Origin of the sequence: Dissulfuribacter thermophilus (assembly GCF_001687335.1) — a bacterium.
Lineage (GTDB): Bacteria > Desulfobacterota > Dissulfuribacteria > Dissulfuribacterales > Dissulfuribacteraceae > Dissulfuribacter > Dissulfuribacter thermophilus.
The window spans coordinates 1-17,950 of record NZ_MAGO01000009.1; the positions used below are offsets into that span (position 1 = coordinate 1).

The following is a 17,950-nucleotide window of genomic DNA, read 5'->3' on the forward strand; positions in this document are numbered from 1 at the left end:
TTGGCGTCCAGGTGGAATACGGGTGTTCTTTTCGTCTGCTGAGGTTATTAGTTATGTTTTGAATCCTTTCTATTGAGTCAACAATTTGTTCTATTCTCCCCCATAGTTGTTCTGGGAGATCTGGATCACCATCTTTTAACATCTTTAATAATTCTAGGTTCATGGAAACTATTTGGAGTGGTCCGTTTATGTTGTGGATCACTCCCTGCCAAAGACGGCCGATTAGAAAATCTCTAAACTGATTTCTGCAGAGTTTGTTCAATGTATCAGACATATTATCCTATATTACATCCAATCTTTTTTGTTTATATGTGGTCAAAAAGATTTCCACTAGTTCTGGGTCAAACTGGGAACCAGCATTTTTTAATATTTCTTTAACAGCAAATTCAGGCTCCCTTGCAGGTCGATATGGTCTATTGGAAGTAATTGCATCAAAGGTGTCAGCAATTGCAAGTATCCTTGCAAGTCGAGGGATCTCTTTTCTCTTAAGTCCATCGGGATATCCTTTCCCATCCCATCTCTCATGATGATGTCTGATAATTTGGGGTTCAATACTGAGAAGCCCCAATTTTTTAACAATTTTTTCTCCTATAATAGAGTGCTTCTTTATTATTCCGTATTCTTCCGGGGTAAGCCTACCAGTCTTCATGAGGATCTCGTCCCTTATTCCAATCTTCCCAATATCGTGAAGTGAACCTGCAAATTGGAGAATCTCTAGTTCTTCATCTTTGCATCCTGCCTGTTCTGCAATTTTTATGGAAATGGCAGTCACTCTCTGTGAGTGCCTTGGTATATGAGTCTTTGGCCTCGAGAGTGCTGACAAGGGCAGTGAGTGTAGAATAAAGGTTGTAGCTGACACTTTCGTATAATAATAGATTTTCAATAGTGAGGCTGGCCCTCTCAGTCAATAGGTGCAAAATAAATACTGCATCATCTTCAAGTATTACTCCAGGCCTGGGGCAGGCAATTGAAAGGACACCGAATATGTTTTTTTGGATGAAAAGTGGGATTGCTATTAGAGCGGCATCGCGTTTGGCACCGTCTACTGCGGGAATTAGGGTTGGAATTCCATCCTTAGCCACTTGAGCATATGGCAGGGGGCTGTCTGGATAGTGAATAGTCTCCAGCTCCGGATCATATAACCCCTTACTTGCCATTAGTATCATTTTTTGTTCATCTCTATTGATTACCCAAAAGAGCCCTTGTTCTGTTTGGGTAAGTGTGCAGGCCAGTTCAACAAGGGTATTATAAAGCTCTTTTGTACTCTTTGTCTTACTCAATGTGTCACTTATGGTGAAGAGAATTGCCTGTTCTTTTACCTTTTGTTGGAGTTTTTGGTTGGTTTCCTCAAGTGCCTTTTTTACCTGAAGTTCCCTGGATAAATAGACATTTTCCTTTAAAACTTTTCGTTCACCAGCGAGGCGCTCCAATGATACGCTGAGTTGATCAAGACTAAAGGGTTTCGCAAGGAAGTCTGAGGCCCCTGCCCTCATGGCCTGAATTACTTTTTCACTGGATGGGTAGCCTGTAATAATTATTGCGACTATTGAGCGGTCCTTTTTCTTGACGCGTTTTACAAATTCAATACCGTCCATGCCCGGCATATTTATGTCTACAAGGACACCATCCAGTCCGCCTCCAAGACGGTGGATGGTGTTTAGGCCTTCGAAGGCATTTTCTGCCAAATAGACTTCAAAGGAACCAAGGGCATGTAAGTATTCTTTTAAGGTCTCTCTGACAAGCCTCTCATCATCCACGATGAGGATCTTGAGTGGACTCTTATTGACCTTGGTGCGTACTATATTGGGGGCACTTTTGTAGGGTATAGGCTGGTTGAGATCCATTTTTTTTACAGTGTCCCTATGAGTTTCTTTTTAAGCATTTGAAATTCATCTTCACTGATCAAACCCTGCTGCAGCAACTTCCCCAGGCGTTCAAGCTCTGTCAATGCCATTGAAGGGCTCATTGAAGGGCTTTTATAGGAGTCTGGAGGAATCCAGTCCATCCCATAGAGACCGTGAATTCCAAAGGATGTAGTAACTTCTTCTTTTGTCCCGTTGGTCTTGTCCTCTTTGGTTTCACATTTTGCCTTTTTAATTTCCTCCAATAAAAGCCTGTTTTCCCGTATGAGGTAAATGCGTTCGCATGCATTATCAACGCTAATCTTGAGCTCATCGAGCCTAAAGGGCTTTCTAAGATAGTCATATGCCCCTTCCTTTACAGCCTGGATCGCGGTTTCAAGAGAGGCATATCCGGTAATTATGATCATTAGTATGTCAGGATAGAGTTGTTTAGCTTTATGCATTACCTCCATACCGTCAACCTCTGGCATCATGAGATCAGTGATCAGAAGGTCAAATCTTTTTTTCTTCAGTTTTTTTATTGCATCGAGCCCGTTATTGACCACTGTAATTTCCCGATCATCACTTTGTAGTAATTCTACGAGGAGATCTCCGACGTTTTTTTCGTCCTCTGCAATGAGAATCTGGAGCTTGTCTTCAGGTTTTAAGGCCCTTGATTCCATTAAAGTCGTCCTTTCTCTCTGGAATTGATCAGCGGTCTCATGCATTCATTCAATACCCTGTCTCCTGTTGTTATTAGAGCTAAATGTGATTAAGTTTAATTAAAATCAACGACATAGAATCTATAAATCTTTATCGGTAAAAGAGGTGAGTGGCTTGAGCTTTTTTGAAGAAAAAAATTTGGACTCATTTTTGACCCTACCTAGAGAGGAACAGGAAAGTATTGTTGCCCAGATGGAGCCTTCCGAGGTACTGAGTGTGTCTTTGATGCTGCCCTGGGAAAAGCGTCTGAATTTTCTAGAGATGAGCCCCAAGTTTGACGAGATAGTTGAGGCCTATCCAATTCAAGAGCTCTACTGGACTATAAAGGCCACTGGTCCTCGTGATGCCATTTCTGTTTTGAAGGCAATGTCTGCTTCGGCCTTGCAATTGGTTTTCGATCTGGAATGGTGGGAAAAAGATACGTTTAAGCCTTCAAAGGCCCTTACCTGGATGGTCCTTTTATTCGAGGCTGGAGAAGGAAAGGTAATTGAGTGGATAAACTACATATATGAGCGGGATGAGACCATATTACCTCTTTTGCTACGTTCTTTCATAGAAGTTTTAAAAAGGCCTGATGACATGGAAATTCAAGAGGCAAGGGATGTGCTGGCCCCATTTACCCTAGATGATTGCTACTACATACGGTTTAATAATATTGAACTTCAACCTCTATGGGGGCGGTTTCTTGCAATTTTATATTCAGAGTCTCCTGGGAAATATAGGGATATTTTAGAGGCGATTTTGTGGGAGACGAGGCTAGAACAAATGGAGACTGCCTTTAAGTGGAGGCGCTCCAGACTCTCTGATTTTGGAATTCCTGACTATTATGAGGCAATAGACATATTTGCCTTTGCACCTGGCATGAAGGTGCGAAAAGTCAATGTGGATTACCTTGACGCAGGTGCCCTTGGAACAGATTTGCCCATGAGTTTTATCCCCACAATTTATATGGAGGGTGCAAATTCCCTGCTTAAGGCCATTGAAGCCCTTAAGGGATCAGTTTTCATGGAGAGGATAGTCCATGAATGGATAGGAGTGGCCAACAAGATTTTAATAGCCCAGGGTACTCCTCTAGATGAACCTGAACGGTTGAAAGAGGCCCTACTGGAAGGGACATCACTGATAAATCTTGGTCTTGAATGTCTGTGTAGTGAGGAAGGAATGGGCCTTGAGGAAGGGCTCAAGACATCAGTGCTCGAGGATTTGGTAAGGCTGGGCCTCACCAGGGTGAAAGAGGCGGCGCAGCCAATATTTGAGTTGGCCAAAGATCCCAATAGTCCTCCTGAACTCTTTCATCTCCCAGATGGACTCAGGGAAAGGTGTGTAGCCTTGCTCAATGAGCCTCCAAAGGTGTGGGATGACGAACGGTTCGTGATGCGTCCATTTACAAATGTCAAAGACCTGGAAGGTGTGCGAAGAGACGGTGAGATAGTCAGAGACCTCACAGATCTAATGGAATTTATCGTGCCTCATTGGAGCAGGTGGCCAGATGAAGTGTCTCTTGATGGAACTAATTTAAATGATCTGATGGAGTTCGATTTAGTTAAGGGTCTATTGACTGCCATGGGCAATTTTCTATTGAATGGCTCTAAAGAGGTGAGACCTATTCTAGAAAGGGACCTTTTTGAACTCTTTTCAAAATTTGAAGGGCTGAAAGGCCTAGATGATATTATAAGTTCAATGATCCCAGAATTGAAACGTAACTGTTCAGTATCATTTTTAGACTTTTTGGACAAAAAGATTCAAGAACTTTTGGAAGACTGGATTCTCATGGGAAGGCCTAGAGAAATCGATGGAAGGCTTATCCATGGGATACTGGTTAGATTGTCAGATCGTACATGAATTTTCATTGTTGTTTTCTTGAGAAATTGGTACAGCCTTTTGGATTACCTCGATTACCTGGTTTGGATCATCGAGGACATGGAAGATAGCCATGTCCTCATGGGAGATCATGTTATGACGAAGTACTGTTTTTTCTATCCAGTGGACCAGTCCCTTCCAGAAATCACTGCCCACTAATATTACTGGAAATGGTTCAATCTTCTTGGTCTGTATAAGGGTTATGGCCTCAAAAAATTCATCTAGGGTCCCAAATCCACCTGGTAGGCATATAAATGCTACGGCGTATTTGACGAGCATCACCTTTCTTATGAAGAAGTATCTGAAGTTAAGGCTAATTGTAGCATATGGATTAGGTTTTTGCTCGTGAGGTAGTTTTATGTTTAGACCAGCAGATATCCCTCCTGCCTCTCTGGCCCCCTTGTTTGCTGCTTCCATTATGCCGGGGCCACCTCCTGTAACTACATTATAGCCAGCTTTGACAAGGTCATAGGCAATGGTCTCTGCCAACTGGTAGTAAGTCGAATCTGGTTCCTGTCTGGCTGAACCGAAAATGGCCACTGCAGGATAAATCCTACAGAGATCTTCAAACCCATCTACGAATTCGGCCATTATTCTGAAAAGACGCCACGATTCCCTTGCGTTTAGATCCTGTAGTACAAAACGGTCTTTTAGGTCTGGACTAGATTTTTTATTCAATGGATTAAATCCCCCCTTTAGCTAGAACCTAAATTCTGCAATTGGCGAGTTTGCCCAAGATGCGAGGCGCAAGGGGCGCAGACGTGCTCAGGCACTTCAAGCCCTTTGCAACAAAGCAGATTGGGCAAAATCGCCAATCCCGCAGGGCGGCAAAAGGGGGCAAAAAACACGGAATATGGATTCACCCAAAAAGTGAATTTTAGGAAAGACCAAATATCTGCTAATTCCCTATTTAATCGTTCAAAATTCATTTTTTGCCCCCTTTTGCCGTGCAGGATTTAGGTAGAACTATTTTGTCTGAATAGTTGCACTGGCTATTTGTCTAAGCACATAATAGGATTTAGGTTCCTTCTCAAGGTGTTTTAAATGCATTGCCTTGAGTAGTGCCCATGCCTCCTTTATATTTTGTTTGGACATCTTTAACCTATTTAATCTATTTAAAGGACTAATTTGGACAAAATCTAGGCATCTCAATGTCCCATCAGAAATGCGTAATCCATTTTTTTTAAGGTTTGTCCACTCTGGCCCATAACCGACTATTTTTAATAAGCGAGTCTTAAAATACAGAGTCAATGTATATGGCTCCATACCCTGATTGAGCTCGTTGAGAAACCACAATAAAAGCTCAAAAATATCCCTTTCAGGAGACAGCTCTCGGGTCCACAGGTCTACTAATTCACAGCCAAGACCAGCACACGCAAACTTTATTGCATGATTTTTTATTTCGGGAAAGGTGTCTTTGGCCCCCACAGAATGCAGGTGATAGAGTCCCTCGGTCCTTGGGGGCTTCAGGGTTGCAACTAAATAATTCAAGTCTTCAAGGGCATTTAAAAATCTCTTTTTGCTCCTCTTAGCTCCCCTTGCTAGGGCCTTGATTTTTCCATGAGAAACAGTGAAGAGAGTGATAATTCTATGAGATTCCCCAAAGTCTTGGCCTTTGAGGACTATTGAGTCCGATTCAATAAGCTTCTCCATCTTTTGAAGGAGGCCTCATTTGTAGAGTGGTATTCCCCGCTTTGGGAGGAGAAATTGCATCTTTATTCAAAGTTTCAAATGCAAAATAACCCAATATGATCGCGATGATTAGAATTAATAGAAAAATGCCAGTATTTTTTATCAAAGTTTTTGAATGATTTTCCTGTCCGGTCCCTTTTTCAGATTCTTCCTTAGATTTTTCTTCTTGGTAGCGGAGTAATATTTCCTCTGGAGTTAGTCCTATAAACTCAGCATAACTTTTTAAGAATCCCTTGATAAATACCTCACCAGGGAGTTCATCCCATTTGCCGCTTTCCATATATATTAAGGATCTTTTAGGGATTTTAGTCCCTTCAGAAATTTCATCGAGGGAAATGCCTCGTAATTCTCTCTCCCTTTTTAGGTATTCACTTAGTTTTTCTGAGCCCATTTTGACACACTATAAGAGGATTCTAATGGAGGCCTTTTGCCTGAGTTCCTTGAGCCATTCTTCAAATTGTTGATTTAGCTTTTTCTTGAAAAGTAGATTTCTTATTTCCCTTTTTTGAGCATTTAAAGACTCTTCATTGGAACTAAGTATATCCTTGACTCTGAGTATGTGAAATCCTGTTTCAGTCTCAATTATATTGGAAATTTCCCCCTTTTTTAGGTGTTTTACGTGTTCCTTTAAAAAAGGTGCCATCTCAGAGAGGGTGAATGAACCAATATCTTGAAACTTTTCCATGACGGCATTTTGGGTCTGTGGCTCCTTAAGCTCTTTTAGGATTTTAAGGGCTTCTTTCTTAGCCTCTTCTCTAGTCCTATGTTGCCCATCAAAGCCGATAAAAATATCTTGAAGCTCATAAATTGGTCCTTTTTTTAAATCCTTGAGAGGATGTTCCTTCAAATATGCCTCAATCTCTTCATCGGTTACCACAATCTTTCCCCTCACTTCAGAGGATATGAGCCTTGAATGTTCTATTTGTGTCCTGATTTCTTCCCTGTAAGCATCTAAGTCCTTTCCCTGTTTTTTCAATATGTCTTCCAGTTCCTTAATAGTGAGGCCGTTTGACTTCAAGATCTCGTCTAATGCTAGATCCACCTCTTTTTTTGATACCTTAATCCCCCTATCCTCTATTTCCTTTTTGATTAGATGTTGATCAATGACCTGTGGCAAAATCTGCGCCAGTAGTGTGTCATCCAGGGGCCTCCCTGTCTGTCCTGTTCGTCGGAGTATGTCTTTGGCCTTATCTTTGAGCTCTGATAGGGTTATGCAATCGTTATCTACAATGGCAACGATTCTGTCCACAATTTCCCCATATGTTGGACGGAGGATGATCGTGTGGGATATAAAAAAGGTGACAATTAGGACGAAAAACAGGTGTTTTTTCATAAAGAAATAATCTCCTTTAAGTGTTATATTCAATCGAGGCCACGTAAAATTTCTTTAAGCATAGAAAAAGAAGTAGTGATTGCAAGTCTTCCGTCAGGCATCAGGCTTCCTTTTCCACTTTTAACAAAGTTTACAACCTTCTCAAGGTTTGGAGGACCCTTTTCATCAAATGTCAAGATAAAACGTGTGTCTTTCTTTGTGTGCTGTTCATCGAGTCTTACGCAATGAATTTTCTTTAGGAGCAATTTCAACTCTGTAATCGCAAAAAGATTTTCAGTTTCAACTGGTATTGGTCCATAAACATCGGATAAATAGGCCCTTTTTTCTTCAAGCTCTTGTGAATCTCTACATTGACTAATAGTCCTGTAGAGCCTTAGGCGTTCTGAAACATCCTTACAGTATTCCTCAGGTATGTAGGCCGGAACCTTTAAGTTCACTTCAGGATGGATGCTTTCTTCAGGGGGAACACCCTTTAATTCATCCACAGCCTCTTTTAAGAGTTCAAGAAACAGATCATAGCCAACCTTGGCGATTTGTCCGGATTGAGCAGTGCCAAGGAGATTTCCCGCCCCTCTGATCTTTAGGTCTTCCATGGCAAGGGTAAGTCCGCCGCCTTTGGTCTCCATCTCTAGGACTGCCATAAGTCTTTTGCGGGCATCTTTTGGTATCTTGGCAATGTCTGGAACAAGGAGGTAAGCGTAGCCCTGTTCTGCTCCCCTTCCAACACGGCCTCTGAGCTGGTAGAGTTGAGCAAGGCCAAGGGTGTCTGCTCTGTGAATGAGCATTGTATTTGCAGAAGGTATGTCTATCCCGGATTCGATAATGGTGGTGCAGACAAGGCAATCTATCTCTCCCCGGATAAAACGTACCATAACGTCTTCAAGTTTAGACTCGTCCATCTGGCCATGGGCTACGTCTATCCTGGCCTCTGGGACAAGGGCCTTTAGTTTTTCCGCCATCCGTTCAATGCCTTTTACCCTATTGTAGACGTAAAATATCTGTCCACCCCGCTCAAGTTCTCTTCTAAATGCATCCTTTATAACTGGTGGATCAAATTCAGATAGAAATGTCTTGACAGGACGTCTGTCTCTAGGCGGAGTTTCAATGACAGAAAGATCGCGAATGCCAAGAAGAGAAAGTTGTAGGGTCCTGGGAATGGGTGTGGCCGTTAGGCTTAGGCAATCTACATTTTTCTTGAGCTGCTTTAGCCTTTCTTTGTGTCGAACTCCAAAACGGTGTTCTTCATCAATGATGAGCAATCCCAGGTCCTTAAAGGTACAGTCTGCCTGGAGTAACCTATGGGTCCCAATAACTATATCTACAGATCCATTTCTTACCCCTTCCAAGATCTCTCGCTGTTCTTTTCTGCTCTTTAATCTACTTATGGCAGCAATTTTTACTGGAAACCGTTTGAAACGCTCCCTGAATGTCCTTTCGTGTTGTTCAGCAAGGAGTGTTGTTGGAACGAGTACGCCTACCTGTTTTCCATTCTCAACTGCAAGAAATGCGGCACGCATTGCAACTTCGGTCTTACCAAAACCTACGTCTCCGCAAAGGAGCCTGTCCATAGGCTTTGGCGACTCCATGTCTTTAAGGATCTCAAAAGTAGCCCTTTTCTGGTCAGCAGTGTCTTCGTAGGGGAAATCTGCCTCAAACTCATGGTACATTGCATCCGGTGGATTGAAGGCATAGCCGCGTTGCACCTGCCTTAGGGCGTAGAGATCAACGAGTTCATTGGCAATTTCAAGGATGGCCTTTTTGACGCGTTTTTTGGTGAGTTCCCAAGATGTTCCACCGAGTTTGTCGAGCCTTGGGACCTTGTCTTCAAGACCTTTGTATCGTTGGAGTAATCCTATTCTGTCAACAGGTAGATAGAGTTTGTCTCCATCTCGATATTCGAGGAGTAAGTATTCTCCGGGTATGCCTCCTGCTTCTACAGTTTCAAGGGCCCTGAATATACCCAGACCAAAGTCTCTGTGGACCACTATGTCCCCTGGAGCCAGTTCTTCAAGCTCGACTGGGGCTATCTTCCTGGCTTTGGTTCTGGATACGGACTTTTTCTTTCTCTCTTTTGGGGTTCCAAGGAATTCGTCTTCACTCAGGAAAGTTATGCCCTTTTCAACTATTGAAAAGCCAGATGACAGTTCACCCTCTACAAGATAGATGCCAGGATCATCAGGTAGGATCTCTATCGGCGCCTTTAAACTGGAGTCAAGCCCAAGGAGTTGGTGCTCAGGACTGATAGAGAGTAGAGAAGAAATCCTCTTTACAGTCTTTTCATTGGAACATGAAACAATTATGCGCTCCCCATCTCTGATCCTATTATTCAGGTGTTCGAGAAAAGGTGCTATGGATTCTTTGCCTTTTCCAGTACTTGATATTATGGATATGTTGGTTGGAGGGGTCAGTTCGAGAGGGGCTTTTGGGATTCTCTCGACTGTATCTCTTTGCCCGATGTGAATCTCAAAGAGGGTCTTTTCTAGAGATACCTCTTTTTTACAAATGGCAATGGGCCTCTTTTTAAAGGCATCCTTTAGACCATCGACCGGGAGTATATACTCTTCCAATGAGCCAATTGGTGGAGGTAATTTGTCTTTTGCATCGTTGTATGCAGAGTTTGCACGTTCCCAAAAGATTGTAGCCTCCTCAATTATGGAAGATACGTCATCCATTATAAAAAGGGCATTGTCTCCAATATAGTCGAGTAGGGTTTCGGGCCTATTGTATAAAATGGGTAAGAGGGAGAGGACATTTTCCTCTATTATTCCCTCTCTAAGGGAATTCATGATTGTGACAACATCTTCTGAGGACCAGCCTATGGATTCAGCGCGCATTAAAAGCTGCTCACAAGCAGGACCTACAAGGTCTTTATTAAAAAAGACCTCGATACATGGGAGAAGAAACCATTGTTTTACTCTGCCTACTGACCTTTGGGTCTCGGGATCAAAGGTGCGGATCTCTTCGATGAAGTCACCAAAGAAGATTATTCTCAGAGGGAATTTTGTCCTTGGAGGGAAGATATCGAGGATATCACCGCGTTTCGAGAATTCACCTACCTTTTCAACCCTGCGATTTTGTTCGTAGCCTGACTCAACAAGCCATCTTTCAATGGCATTTCTGTCGACCTCTTCCCCCTCCTCTAGATATTCAAGCCCCGCATTCAAGACGTCTTTCGGGACTGTGTATTCCATAACCGCCCTAACAGGGGTAATTATATGGATTTCTTCCTCTTTTCCCATTTCGAGTATTTCAAAGAGGGTGCTGATGCGTTCAGCTGAGATCTCAGCATCAGGAATCATGTGCACATATGGCAGTGTGAAACGATTGGGGTAAATAACTACAGGTTGCTTAAAGAAAAATTTAAGGTCCTTTGCCCTTTCTTCCGCGCTTTCCTGATCCTTTGTAATCCATACGAAAAACCTAAACCTATTGGGTAGACTCTCTTTATATTCTTTTAAGAGCCATGCCGCAGAAGATGGCCTATTTGAAAGGCCTTGTATGAAGATTAATAGATTTCTTGGGTCCAATTTTCGTCAAAATATAGCAGCCTTTAGAGTTTCAGTCTGGAGATAGTAGCCATGGTCTTGAGGAAGTTCAAGGGCCTCCAAAGAGTAAATAATTTTTTTGGAGATTTTTTCAGGGATCGAGTCTTCTACTCCGATTTGGGTCAAAAGTGATTGCAAGGCCGCTTGTTTTTTTTGGCCCTCTTGTTTTATAAGCACATCCAGTTCTTTTTTTAACTCATTGAATTGACTGCTCAACAATAGATATAAATATTCTTTCTCTATTTTTTTATAACTGTCTTTTAGTATAATATTGTTTTTTGAAAATTCTTTTAATAATAAGGATATCAAACTGTTATCATTAATCCAATAAAATGCAAATAGGTGAGTTATTACATAAGTCCTAAAAAAGAGCTCTTTATCTCTAAGATCTTTATTGAGAATTTTACGAAAAGAGTGATCTAGACTTTGAAGGAGAGAGGATGCCAATTCATTGTGATCATACATATTTTAATTTAAAAAAAGAAGTGCATTTATTGTCAAGGCCTATTTTAAAAATTTCACTAATAAACTATCGCGATTTCAACATCATCCGGCTTTTTTGTGACAGTGACGTTTACATTTTCTCCTTGTCTCAAGTTTCTGAACTTAACACCGTGGGTATTTGAAGGGCTAAACCGCACGGTGTCAAGGCATGAAATGAGCAATTGTTCACAAAATAGGTCTCCATCAAAGTACTTGGGGCAATGTTGGAGATTGAACAAGAAGGAGATGTCTTTTGGCGAGGGTAGAGGAGCAGCATGTGGGTGGTGGGGTGAGGTGAGGTGGGATGGGCAGTACAACCCCTGTGGGACATGGTCTCACTTTTCGGACATGCTCCGCTCGGCCGACCTAGTCGGCATCCCTGCTGACAAGGTCGGGGCGTGCGTCCATGCACATCCCCTCAACCCCTGTAATAAAGTTTTGAGTGTTGATTTTTGAGTTTTAAGTTGAAGGAATAGGGCTATTAAAGGCTGCTTCCTCTAACTCATAACTCAAAACTCAACACTTTTAAAAGGTTGTGCCTTTGTCATCCGGAATGAAATTTCATTTCATTTACTAAAGAGCGCGTCGACGAAGACTTCTGGCTCAAAGGGTTCTAGGTCTTCCATCTTTTCGCCGATACCAATGAAGCGGATTGGTAATTTGAGTTCATTGGTAATGCTCACGACAATGCCACCTCTTGCCGTACCATCGAGTTTTGTGAGAATGATCCCTGTGAGCGGAGTCACTTCGTGGAACTGTCTGGCCTGATTCAGGGCATTCTGACCAGTAGTTGCATCAAGTACCAAAAGCACTTCATGAGGCGCGCCATCTAGTCTCTTACCTATGACTTTCCTAATCTTTTTAAGCTCCTCCATTAGGTTGACCTTGGTATGGAGCCTTCCAGCAGTATCAATGAGTACTACATCGACCTGTCGTTTTAGAGCAGCCTGAATACCGTCAAAGGCAACTGCTGATGGATCGGCCCCAGGACTGTGGTGAATCACAGGTATGTCAAGGCGTTCTCCCCAGGTCTGGAGTTGTTCGATTGCTGCAGCCCTAAAGGTGTCTGAGGCAACAAACAAGACCTTTTTCCCTTGATTTTTTAGGTGATAACCCAGTTTTGCAATGGTAGTGGTCTTACCAACTCCATTTACGCCGACCATAAGTATGCAATAGGGAGTGGGCTCCCAGGGGATATCATGGTCAGTTACCTTTACCATAGATGAAATGATTGCCTTAAGTCTAGTCTTTAGTGCCTCTCCATCTTGGAGTTCAGATCTCGCAACTTCACTCCTCACCTGTGAAAAGATTTCTTCAACTGTGCTTACACTGATATCTCCGGTTACAAGGAGCTCTTCTAGTTCATCTAGGAGTTCATCGTCGATTTTACTCTTCCCAAAGAGTAGGTCATCAACCTGTCTCATGAAGCCCTTGCGGCTTTTTTCGAGCCTTAGCTTTAGTTTTGAGATCAGACCCTGAGATTCTTGTTTTTCTATTGTATTTGCAGTATGTTGCTCTTCTTTATCTTTTTTAAAAAGTCTTCCAAGCATCTTTCTTAATCCTTTTGGGAATGTTTTATTGTCATGATTATATTGCTGATTGAAGAACAGCCATATATCTCAATTGAATATTAGGTCTTGACTAGGAGCAAATATTAACGTAGTTAAAATTATTGTAAATACTGCAAGTTTTGAAATGGAGGTAAAACGTGAATAAATCCCAGCTTATTGAAGCCCTCTCTCAAGAGACAGGCCTAAGCCGTGCAAATGCTGAGTTTATTGTAAATGAGGTATTTCAGGCCATGACAGAGGCCCTTGCTCAAGGTGAAGGGGTCGAGATCAGGGGATTTGGCAGCTTTTCTATCCGTGAATACGAGGCTTATGAAGGCAGAAACCCAAAGACAGGGGAAAAGATAAAGGTGCCTCCAAAGAAGTTGCCCTTTTTCAAAGTAGGAAAGGATCTGAGGGAAAGAGTGAAAAACAAGGTCCAGATGAAAGACTGATGAATTTATTAACCCATCTCTTTTATTTTAATGCCATTTAACAGTAAAAGAGCTGCAGTTACGCCAATGACGGGTGAAAGCCCACAGGAAGGACTTTTAGACTTTAATATCGCACAGTTAACCTGAAACATTTTGGCCAATTTCAATGCCTCTTTGGCCCCTTTCAAAAAGTATGGGGTTACGTCTTCTCCAGATTCTGAAATTACCTTGGCCTTGCCGTTTAAGACATCTATTCCATTACCATAAAGGATTGAGGCAGGGGGTCTTGGGGTTGGAAGCCCTCCTAATTGTTCTGGGCATATAGGAATTACATGCATATTGGCAAGGCCGCTCACCAATTCTGGAGCGGCCTTGGTCTTGCCATCATATCTAGTTTTGAGTCCTAAAAGACATGCGCTTACTATGATCACAGGGTCTTTAGATATTCTCTATAACTACCTGAGGTTCTTCATTTTTTCTTGGAGCAATATATCCTATGGAAAATGCCTTTTCATCCATTGCCTGTATTTGGAAGAGGACATCTTTGGCATCTTGTTCAGGAACCACCAATATCATTCCTATGCCGCAGTTGAATGTCCTGAACATCTCCTCCTTTGAAATGTCACCGCGCTCTTGCAAGAAATTGAATATCGGAGGCATTGGCCATGATCCTTTTTTGATCACAGCCTTACAAGACGATGGAAGGATCCTTGGGATGTTGTCGAAAAATCCTCCGCCTGTGATGTGTACAATTCCCTTAATGGGAGAGCCTGCCTTCAAGAGATGGAGTACTACTGGAACATAGATTTTAGTCGGTACTAATAGTTCGTCTGCAACGGTTTTGCCATCAAATCCTGGTATTTCGTCGTGTATCTTTAGACCCAATTCATCGAAAAAGATCTTTCTTACAAGCGAGTAGCCATTTGAGTGAATACCATTTGAAGCCAGACCTATTAAGACGTTTCCAACTCCGATTTCTGACCCATCAATGATCTTATTCCGTTCCACTACGCCCACTACGAAGCCTGCTAGGTCGTATTCACCAACTTGGTATAGACCTGGCATTTCAGCGGTTTCCCCACCTATGAGGGCACAACCTGCCTCTTTGCAACCATCGGCAATGCCTTTGATTACTGCTTCTGCAACTTGATTTTCCAGTTGTCCTGTAGAGAAGTAGTCCAGGAAAAAGAGTGGGCTGGCTCCACAGACAACTATATCGTTCACACACATGGCAACCAGATCGATGCCAATTGTATCATGTCGATTAGCCATTATGGCAATCTTTATCTTTGTGCCGACCCCGTCTGTGGATGCAACCAGAACTGGTTCTTTATACTGTTCAGTATCTAAGGCAAAAAGGCCGCTAAAACCCCCAATCTCTGTTAATACTCCACGCTTGAATGTGGAGGTCACTATAGGTTTAATGGCCTCAATCAGGGCATTGGCCTTATCTATGTTGACTCCTGCTTCTTCGTATCTGCTCTTCTTCAAGACGCCTGCTCCTTTATCTGCTATTTCTACCATTTTGACATAGGAAGTCAATGTTAATAAAAAATTTTTAACATTACAAATTCCTTCATTTCCTTAATCCATGGACTGAGTTTTATCTCTAAGGTCCTGCCTTCGAGATAGCGCTGATTGATTATGCCCAGATAATTTTCATAGATTTCCATGAGGTTTTTGGCATCGGTTTCAGGGATTATGCCAAATTCCTCAAAGCGTTCAAGTAGACCCATAGTGCTGGTCTCTTCGATCAACTGTGGGAATCTATTGGCATTTAAGAGGCAATAAAACTGCACCAAAAATTCTATGTCTGTGACTCCACCCAGGTCATTTTTTACGTGAAATAGTCCTTTTGGGGTTTTCCCCTTGGATTGAAGCATCTTATATCGCATATCACGTAATTCTTGGACAAGGGTTCCCTCATCTCTTGGACGTATTAAGACCTCTTTTCGAATGTCGCTGAATTTTTTTGCAAGTTTTTCACATCCTGAAACTGGCCTTGCCCTTATTAGGGCTTGGTGCTCCCATGTCCATGCTTGAGTCTTCTGATAATTGTGGAATGCCTCTATAGAGCTTACGAGTACCCCTGATGATCCGTTGGGTCTTAGGCGCATATCAACTTCATAAAGGCGTCCAGATGGGGTCAAGGTAGTGAGAATGTGGATTATTCTTTGTCCAATTCGGGAAAAGAATATGGACGAATCCCCTTTTCTTTTTAGGTCGTAAAGGAAGACTAAATCTAGGTCTGAAGCAAAAGTGAGTTCACGACTTCCGAGTTTACCATATCCGATGATCAAGAAGTCCTGTAAGAGTTTTCTCTGTGTTCCATCTCCTTGTGGCGAATCAAACCGCTTTGCAACGTGTAGCCACGCCTCCTTTGATACCTCGTTTAAAATTAACTCGGCAAGTTCTGTGAGTCCAAGGCAAATTTCTCGAGCCCGTATCCCCTTTTCAAGGCCCAGATAGGCGAACTGGAAGGTCTGATTGTGTTTGAAGTGCCTTAGACCCTCCATGAAGCCCTCCAGATCCCCTGGTTCAATTCCTTTTAAGGCTATTTCCAGGGTCTTTTTAAGTCCATTTTTATTGGGCAGATCCCCTATAGTCTCAATTGAAATTAGGGAGTCTATTACCCCTGGGTGAGTACAAATATGACGTGTGATCCACGGGGATTCCCCTGCAAATTGCGCTAGGTTTTTTAGCACATTTGGATTTTCTGCAAAGAGGGCCAGGTAAAATCCTCGGCGTCCAATTGCCTCTAGGACTTCTAGAGATCTGAGGAGTGCAGTGTCCGGATCTTTCAACTCAGGTGCAATATTTATCAAGCTGGCTATGATACGCCTCAAAAAGGTCCTAGATCTCTCAGTCATCGCCTTAACTGTACGGGATGATTTGAGGCTTAGGATCCGTCCATAGATTGTTTCAGGGGAATTGAACCCCAGACTTTCCAGGAGATTTAGCACATTTTCTTTGTCAAGGGCTCCATCCCATAGTGCTAAAATGTCTTGGTGGCGGCCTGAACTTTGGGTAACGTCTGAGCTGTTTTCCTGAAAAAGCCCCTTAAAGTGTGTTTCTATTTTTTTTCTTTCCTGGTCAATCGTGGTTGTCAAGGCATCTTTGGAGTCCATTCCTAGGACTTTAGCTAGCTCTTCAAGCTCATTTGATGAGCTGGGGAGGACATGCACCTGTTGATCATCTTTTTCCTGAAGTGTGTGTTCTAGCTTTCGAAGAAAGAGGTATGCTTCTTTTAATTCGTCACAGGTTGATTTGGGCAGTAGTCCATTCCCCTTGATAGTATTTAAGGCCTTTAGGGTAGACTGGCACATGAGCTCTGGCTGTTTTCCTCCATGAATTAGCTGAAATGCCTGGACCAAGAACTCCACCTCTCTTATGCCACCTGGCCCCAACTTTATGTTGTCCAAGAGCCTTTTTTGTCTGGATTCCTGCTCGATTAAGGCCTTCATCTCTCTAAGGGATTCCAAAGCCCCGTAGTCAAGATACTTGCGATATATGAATGGCCTGAGTCTTTTTAAGAGTAGCGCCCCAGAGTCCAAATCCCCGGCAACTGGTCTTGCTTTGATCAGGGCATAACGTTCCCATTCCCGACCATGGATCTCGTAATAGGCCTCCATTTGGTCGAAGCTCATACACAAGGGCCCGCTTTCACCAAAAGGTCTCAATCTTGTATCAATCCTGAAACAAAAACCATCCTCTGTTACAGTCCCAATTATCTTGACAAGATCCCTGCACAGATGCTCAAAGAATTCTTGGTTGGTAATGGGGTGCTTGTGATCAGTCCTTCCCTTTTGTGGATATGCAAATATGAGGTCGATGTCTGAGGAGAAGTTAAGTTCTTCTCCTCCTAGCTTTCCCATTCCAAAGACAACGAGGTCCTGAGTCACTCCCTCTGAGGAAAGGGGAGGGCCGAATTTTTTTTGGAGATTATGGGTCAAAAAATCGACTGTGATGCCTAGAATAAATTCTGCAAGTACAGTCAAATCCATCATTGTTTCAATGGGATCTGCCATGTTGGCGAGATCCCTCCAGGCAATTCGAACCATCTCGCGCGCCCTAAAGAGCCTGATGGCCTTCATAAAGGCACCAGGTTCAGAAAAATTTTCTTTCCCAAGGAGGGATTGGGCGTTTTTATAACGCGTGGTCGGGTCTCTATCCATATAAGACGTGGATAAGTCGCCGGACTCTACTAGATCTTTGAGGATATGGGGATGGCGATCTATGGTTCGCTTTATAAATCTCGAATAGGAGCAGATTTTTTGTTTAACATCCACGATTTTTCAAGAGTTCCTCTATTAAGAGATTTTGAACTTCGTAAGGGGAAAGACCGGTCTCGTTAACCTCCATCCATACACACCTTCTAAAGGCCCTCGCAAGATCTGCCCTAACGATGATCTTCAATTCTTCTTTGGGTTCATTATATAAATCTTTTTCTCTTTCATCCCAATCTTTCATCTCTAATGGAGATAGGTACATG

General features: G+C 42.6%; 18 protein-coding genes. 2 read left to right on the forward strand and 16 right to left on the reverse strand.

Annotation, left to right across the window (positions count from 1 at the left end):
• The 4 genes from DBT_RS08345 to DBT_RS08355 all read right to left on the reverse strand — a co-directional run.
• The coding region (locus DBT_RS08345; RefSeq protein ID WP_279614876.1) for a histidine kinase dimerization/phospho-acceptor domain-containing protein at positions 1-274 on the reverse strand (274 nt) is incomplete at its 3' end.
• A 6-nt stretch (positions 275-280) separates the two neighbouring features.
• Entirely contained in the window at positions 281-772 is a 492-nt protein-coding gene (locus DBT_RS08350; RefSeq protein WP_161939946.1) for an HD-GYP domain-containing protein, read from the reverse strand.
• Positions 723-1,844, reverse strand: coding sequence for a response regulator (locus DBT_RS11800; protein WP_083186720.1), 1,122 nt, complete (start codon positions 1,842-1,844; stop codon positions 723-725). The genes DBT_RS08350 and DBT_RS11800 overlap by 50 nt, the downstream gene beginning before the upstream one ends.
• A gap of 5 nt (positions 1,845-1,849) precedes the next feature.
• Positions 1,850-2,524 (reverse strand): response regulator, encoded by a 675-nt coding sequence (locus tag DBT_RS08355; protein WP_161939947.1) that lies wholly within the window; start codon positions 2,522-2,524, stop codon positions 1,850-1,852.
• A gap of 154 nt (positions 2,525-2,678) precedes the next feature.
• On the opposite strand from DBT_RS08355, the gene DBT_RS08360 reads away from it, so the two are divergent.
• Positions 2,679-4,406 (forward strand): DUF6178 family protein, encoded by a 1,728-nt coding sequence (locus DBT_RS08360; protein WP_067619123.1) that lies wholly within the window; start codon positions 2,679-2,681, stop codon positions 4,404-4,406.
• Here the strand turns inward: DBT_RS08360 and DBT_RS08365 are convergent.
• The 8 genes from DBT_RS08365 to ftsY form a co-directional block, all read right to left on the reverse strand.
• Complete coding sequence (locus DBT_RS08365) at positions 4,392-5,102, reverse strand: LOG family protein (RefSeq protein ID WP_067619127.1); 711 nt, start codon at positions 5,100-5,102, stop codon at positions 4,392-4,394. The two genes, DBT_RS08360 and DBT_RS08365, sit on opposite strands and share 15 nt — an antisense overlap.
• Positions 5,103-5,119: 17 nt before the next feature.
• On the reverse strand, positions 5,120-5,353 hold the full coding sequence (locus tag DBT_RS11960; protein ID WP_141674257.1) for a hypothetical protein: 234 nt from the start codon (positions 5,351-5,353) through the stop codon (positions 5,120-5,122).
• 37 nt (positions 5,354-5,390) lie between these two features.
• Positions 5,391-6,077, reverse strand: coding sequence for a DNA repair protein RecO (recO, locus tag DBT_RS08370; RefSeq protein ID WP_067619129.1), 687 nt, complete (start codon positions 6,075-6,077; stop codon positions 5,391-5,393).
• Entirely contained in the window at positions 6,061-6,507 is a 447-nt protein-coding gene (locus tag DBT_RS08375; protein ID WP_067619131.1) for a helix-turn-helix domain-containing protein, read from the reverse strand. Before DBT_RS08375 ends, recO begins: the two co-directional genes overlap by 17 nt.
• Before the next feature lie 9 nt (positions 6,508-6,516).
• Positions 6,517-7,449 carry a peptidylprolyl isomerase gene (locus DBT_RS08380; protein ID WP_067619134.1) on the reverse strand — a complete coding sequence of 311 codons (933 nt, stop codon included), beginning with the start codon at positions 7,447-7,449 and terminating at the stop codon, positions 6,517-6,519.
• Positions 7,450-7,478: 29 nt separating this feature from the next.
• Positions 7,479-10,976: a transcription-repair coupling factor gene (gene mfd / locus DBT_RS08385; protein WP_067619136.1), complete on the reverse strand. Its 3,498-nt coding sequence runs from the start codon at positions 10,974-10,976 to the stop codon at positions 7,479-7,481.
• 6 nt (positions 10,977-10,982) lie between these two features.
• Positions 10,983-11,459, reverse strand: coding sequence for a hypothetical protein (locus DBT_RS08390; RefSeq protein WP_067619139.1), 477 nt, complete (start codon positions 11,457-11,459; stop codon positions 10,983-10,985).
• Positions 11,460-12,043: 584 nt separating this feature from the next.
• Positions 12,044-13,027, reverse strand: coding sequence for a signal recognition particle-docking protein FtsY (ftsY, locus tag DBT_RS08400; RefSeq protein ID WP_083186721.1), 984 nt, complete (start codon positions 13,025-13,027; stop codon positions 12,044-12,046).
• Positions 13,028-13,185: 158 nt separating this feature from the next.
• On the opposite strand from ftsY, the gene DBT_RS08405 reads away from it, so the two are divergent.
• Positions 13,186-13,479 (forward strand): HU family DNA-binding protein, encoded by a 294-nt coding sequence (locus DBT_RS08405; protein ID WP_067619144.1) that lies wholly within the window; start codon positions 13,186-13,188, stop codon positions 13,477-13,479.
• An 8-nt stretch (positions 13,480-13,487) separates the two neighbouring features.
• Here the strand turns inward: DBT_RS08405 and DBT_RS08410 are convergent, their stop codons facing one another.
• From DBT_RS08410 to DBT_RS08425, 4 genes are read right to left on the reverse strand one after another with little or no spacing between them, the layout of a single operon-like run.
• A complete protein-coding gene (locus DBT_RS08410; protein ID WP_067619147.1) occupies positions 13,488-13,889 on the reverse strand; it encodes a 2-thiouracil desulfurase family protein in 402 nt (133 codons plus the stop codon).
• A 7-nt stretch (positions 13,890-13,896) separates the two neighbouring features.
• Entirely contained in the window at positions 13,897-14,982 is a 1,086-nt protein-coding gene (gene purM, locus DBT_RS08415) for a phosphoribosylformylglycinamidine cyclo-ligase (RefSeq protein WP_067619403.1), read from the reverse strand.
• 20 nt (positions 14,983-15,002) lie between these two features.
• Complete coding sequence (gene glnE, locus DBT_RS08420; RefSeq protein WP_067619150.1) at positions 15,003-17,747, reverse strand: bifunctional [glutamate--ammonia ligase]-adenylyl-L-tyrosine phosphorylase/[glutamate--ammonia-ligase] adenylyltransferase; 2,745 nt, start codon at positions 17,745-17,747, stop codon at positions 15,003-15,005.
• Positions 17,737-17,928 carry a hypothetical protein gene (locus DBT_RS08425; RefSeq protein ID WP_141674258.1) on the reverse strand — a complete coding sequence of 64 codons (192 nt, stop codon included), beginning with the start codon at positions 17,926-17,928 and terminating at the stop codon, positions 17,737-17,739. The genes glnE and DBT_RS08425 overlap by 11 nt, the downstream gene beginning before the upstream one ends.
• Between the last annotated feature and the right edge of the window lie 22 nt (positions 17,929-17,950).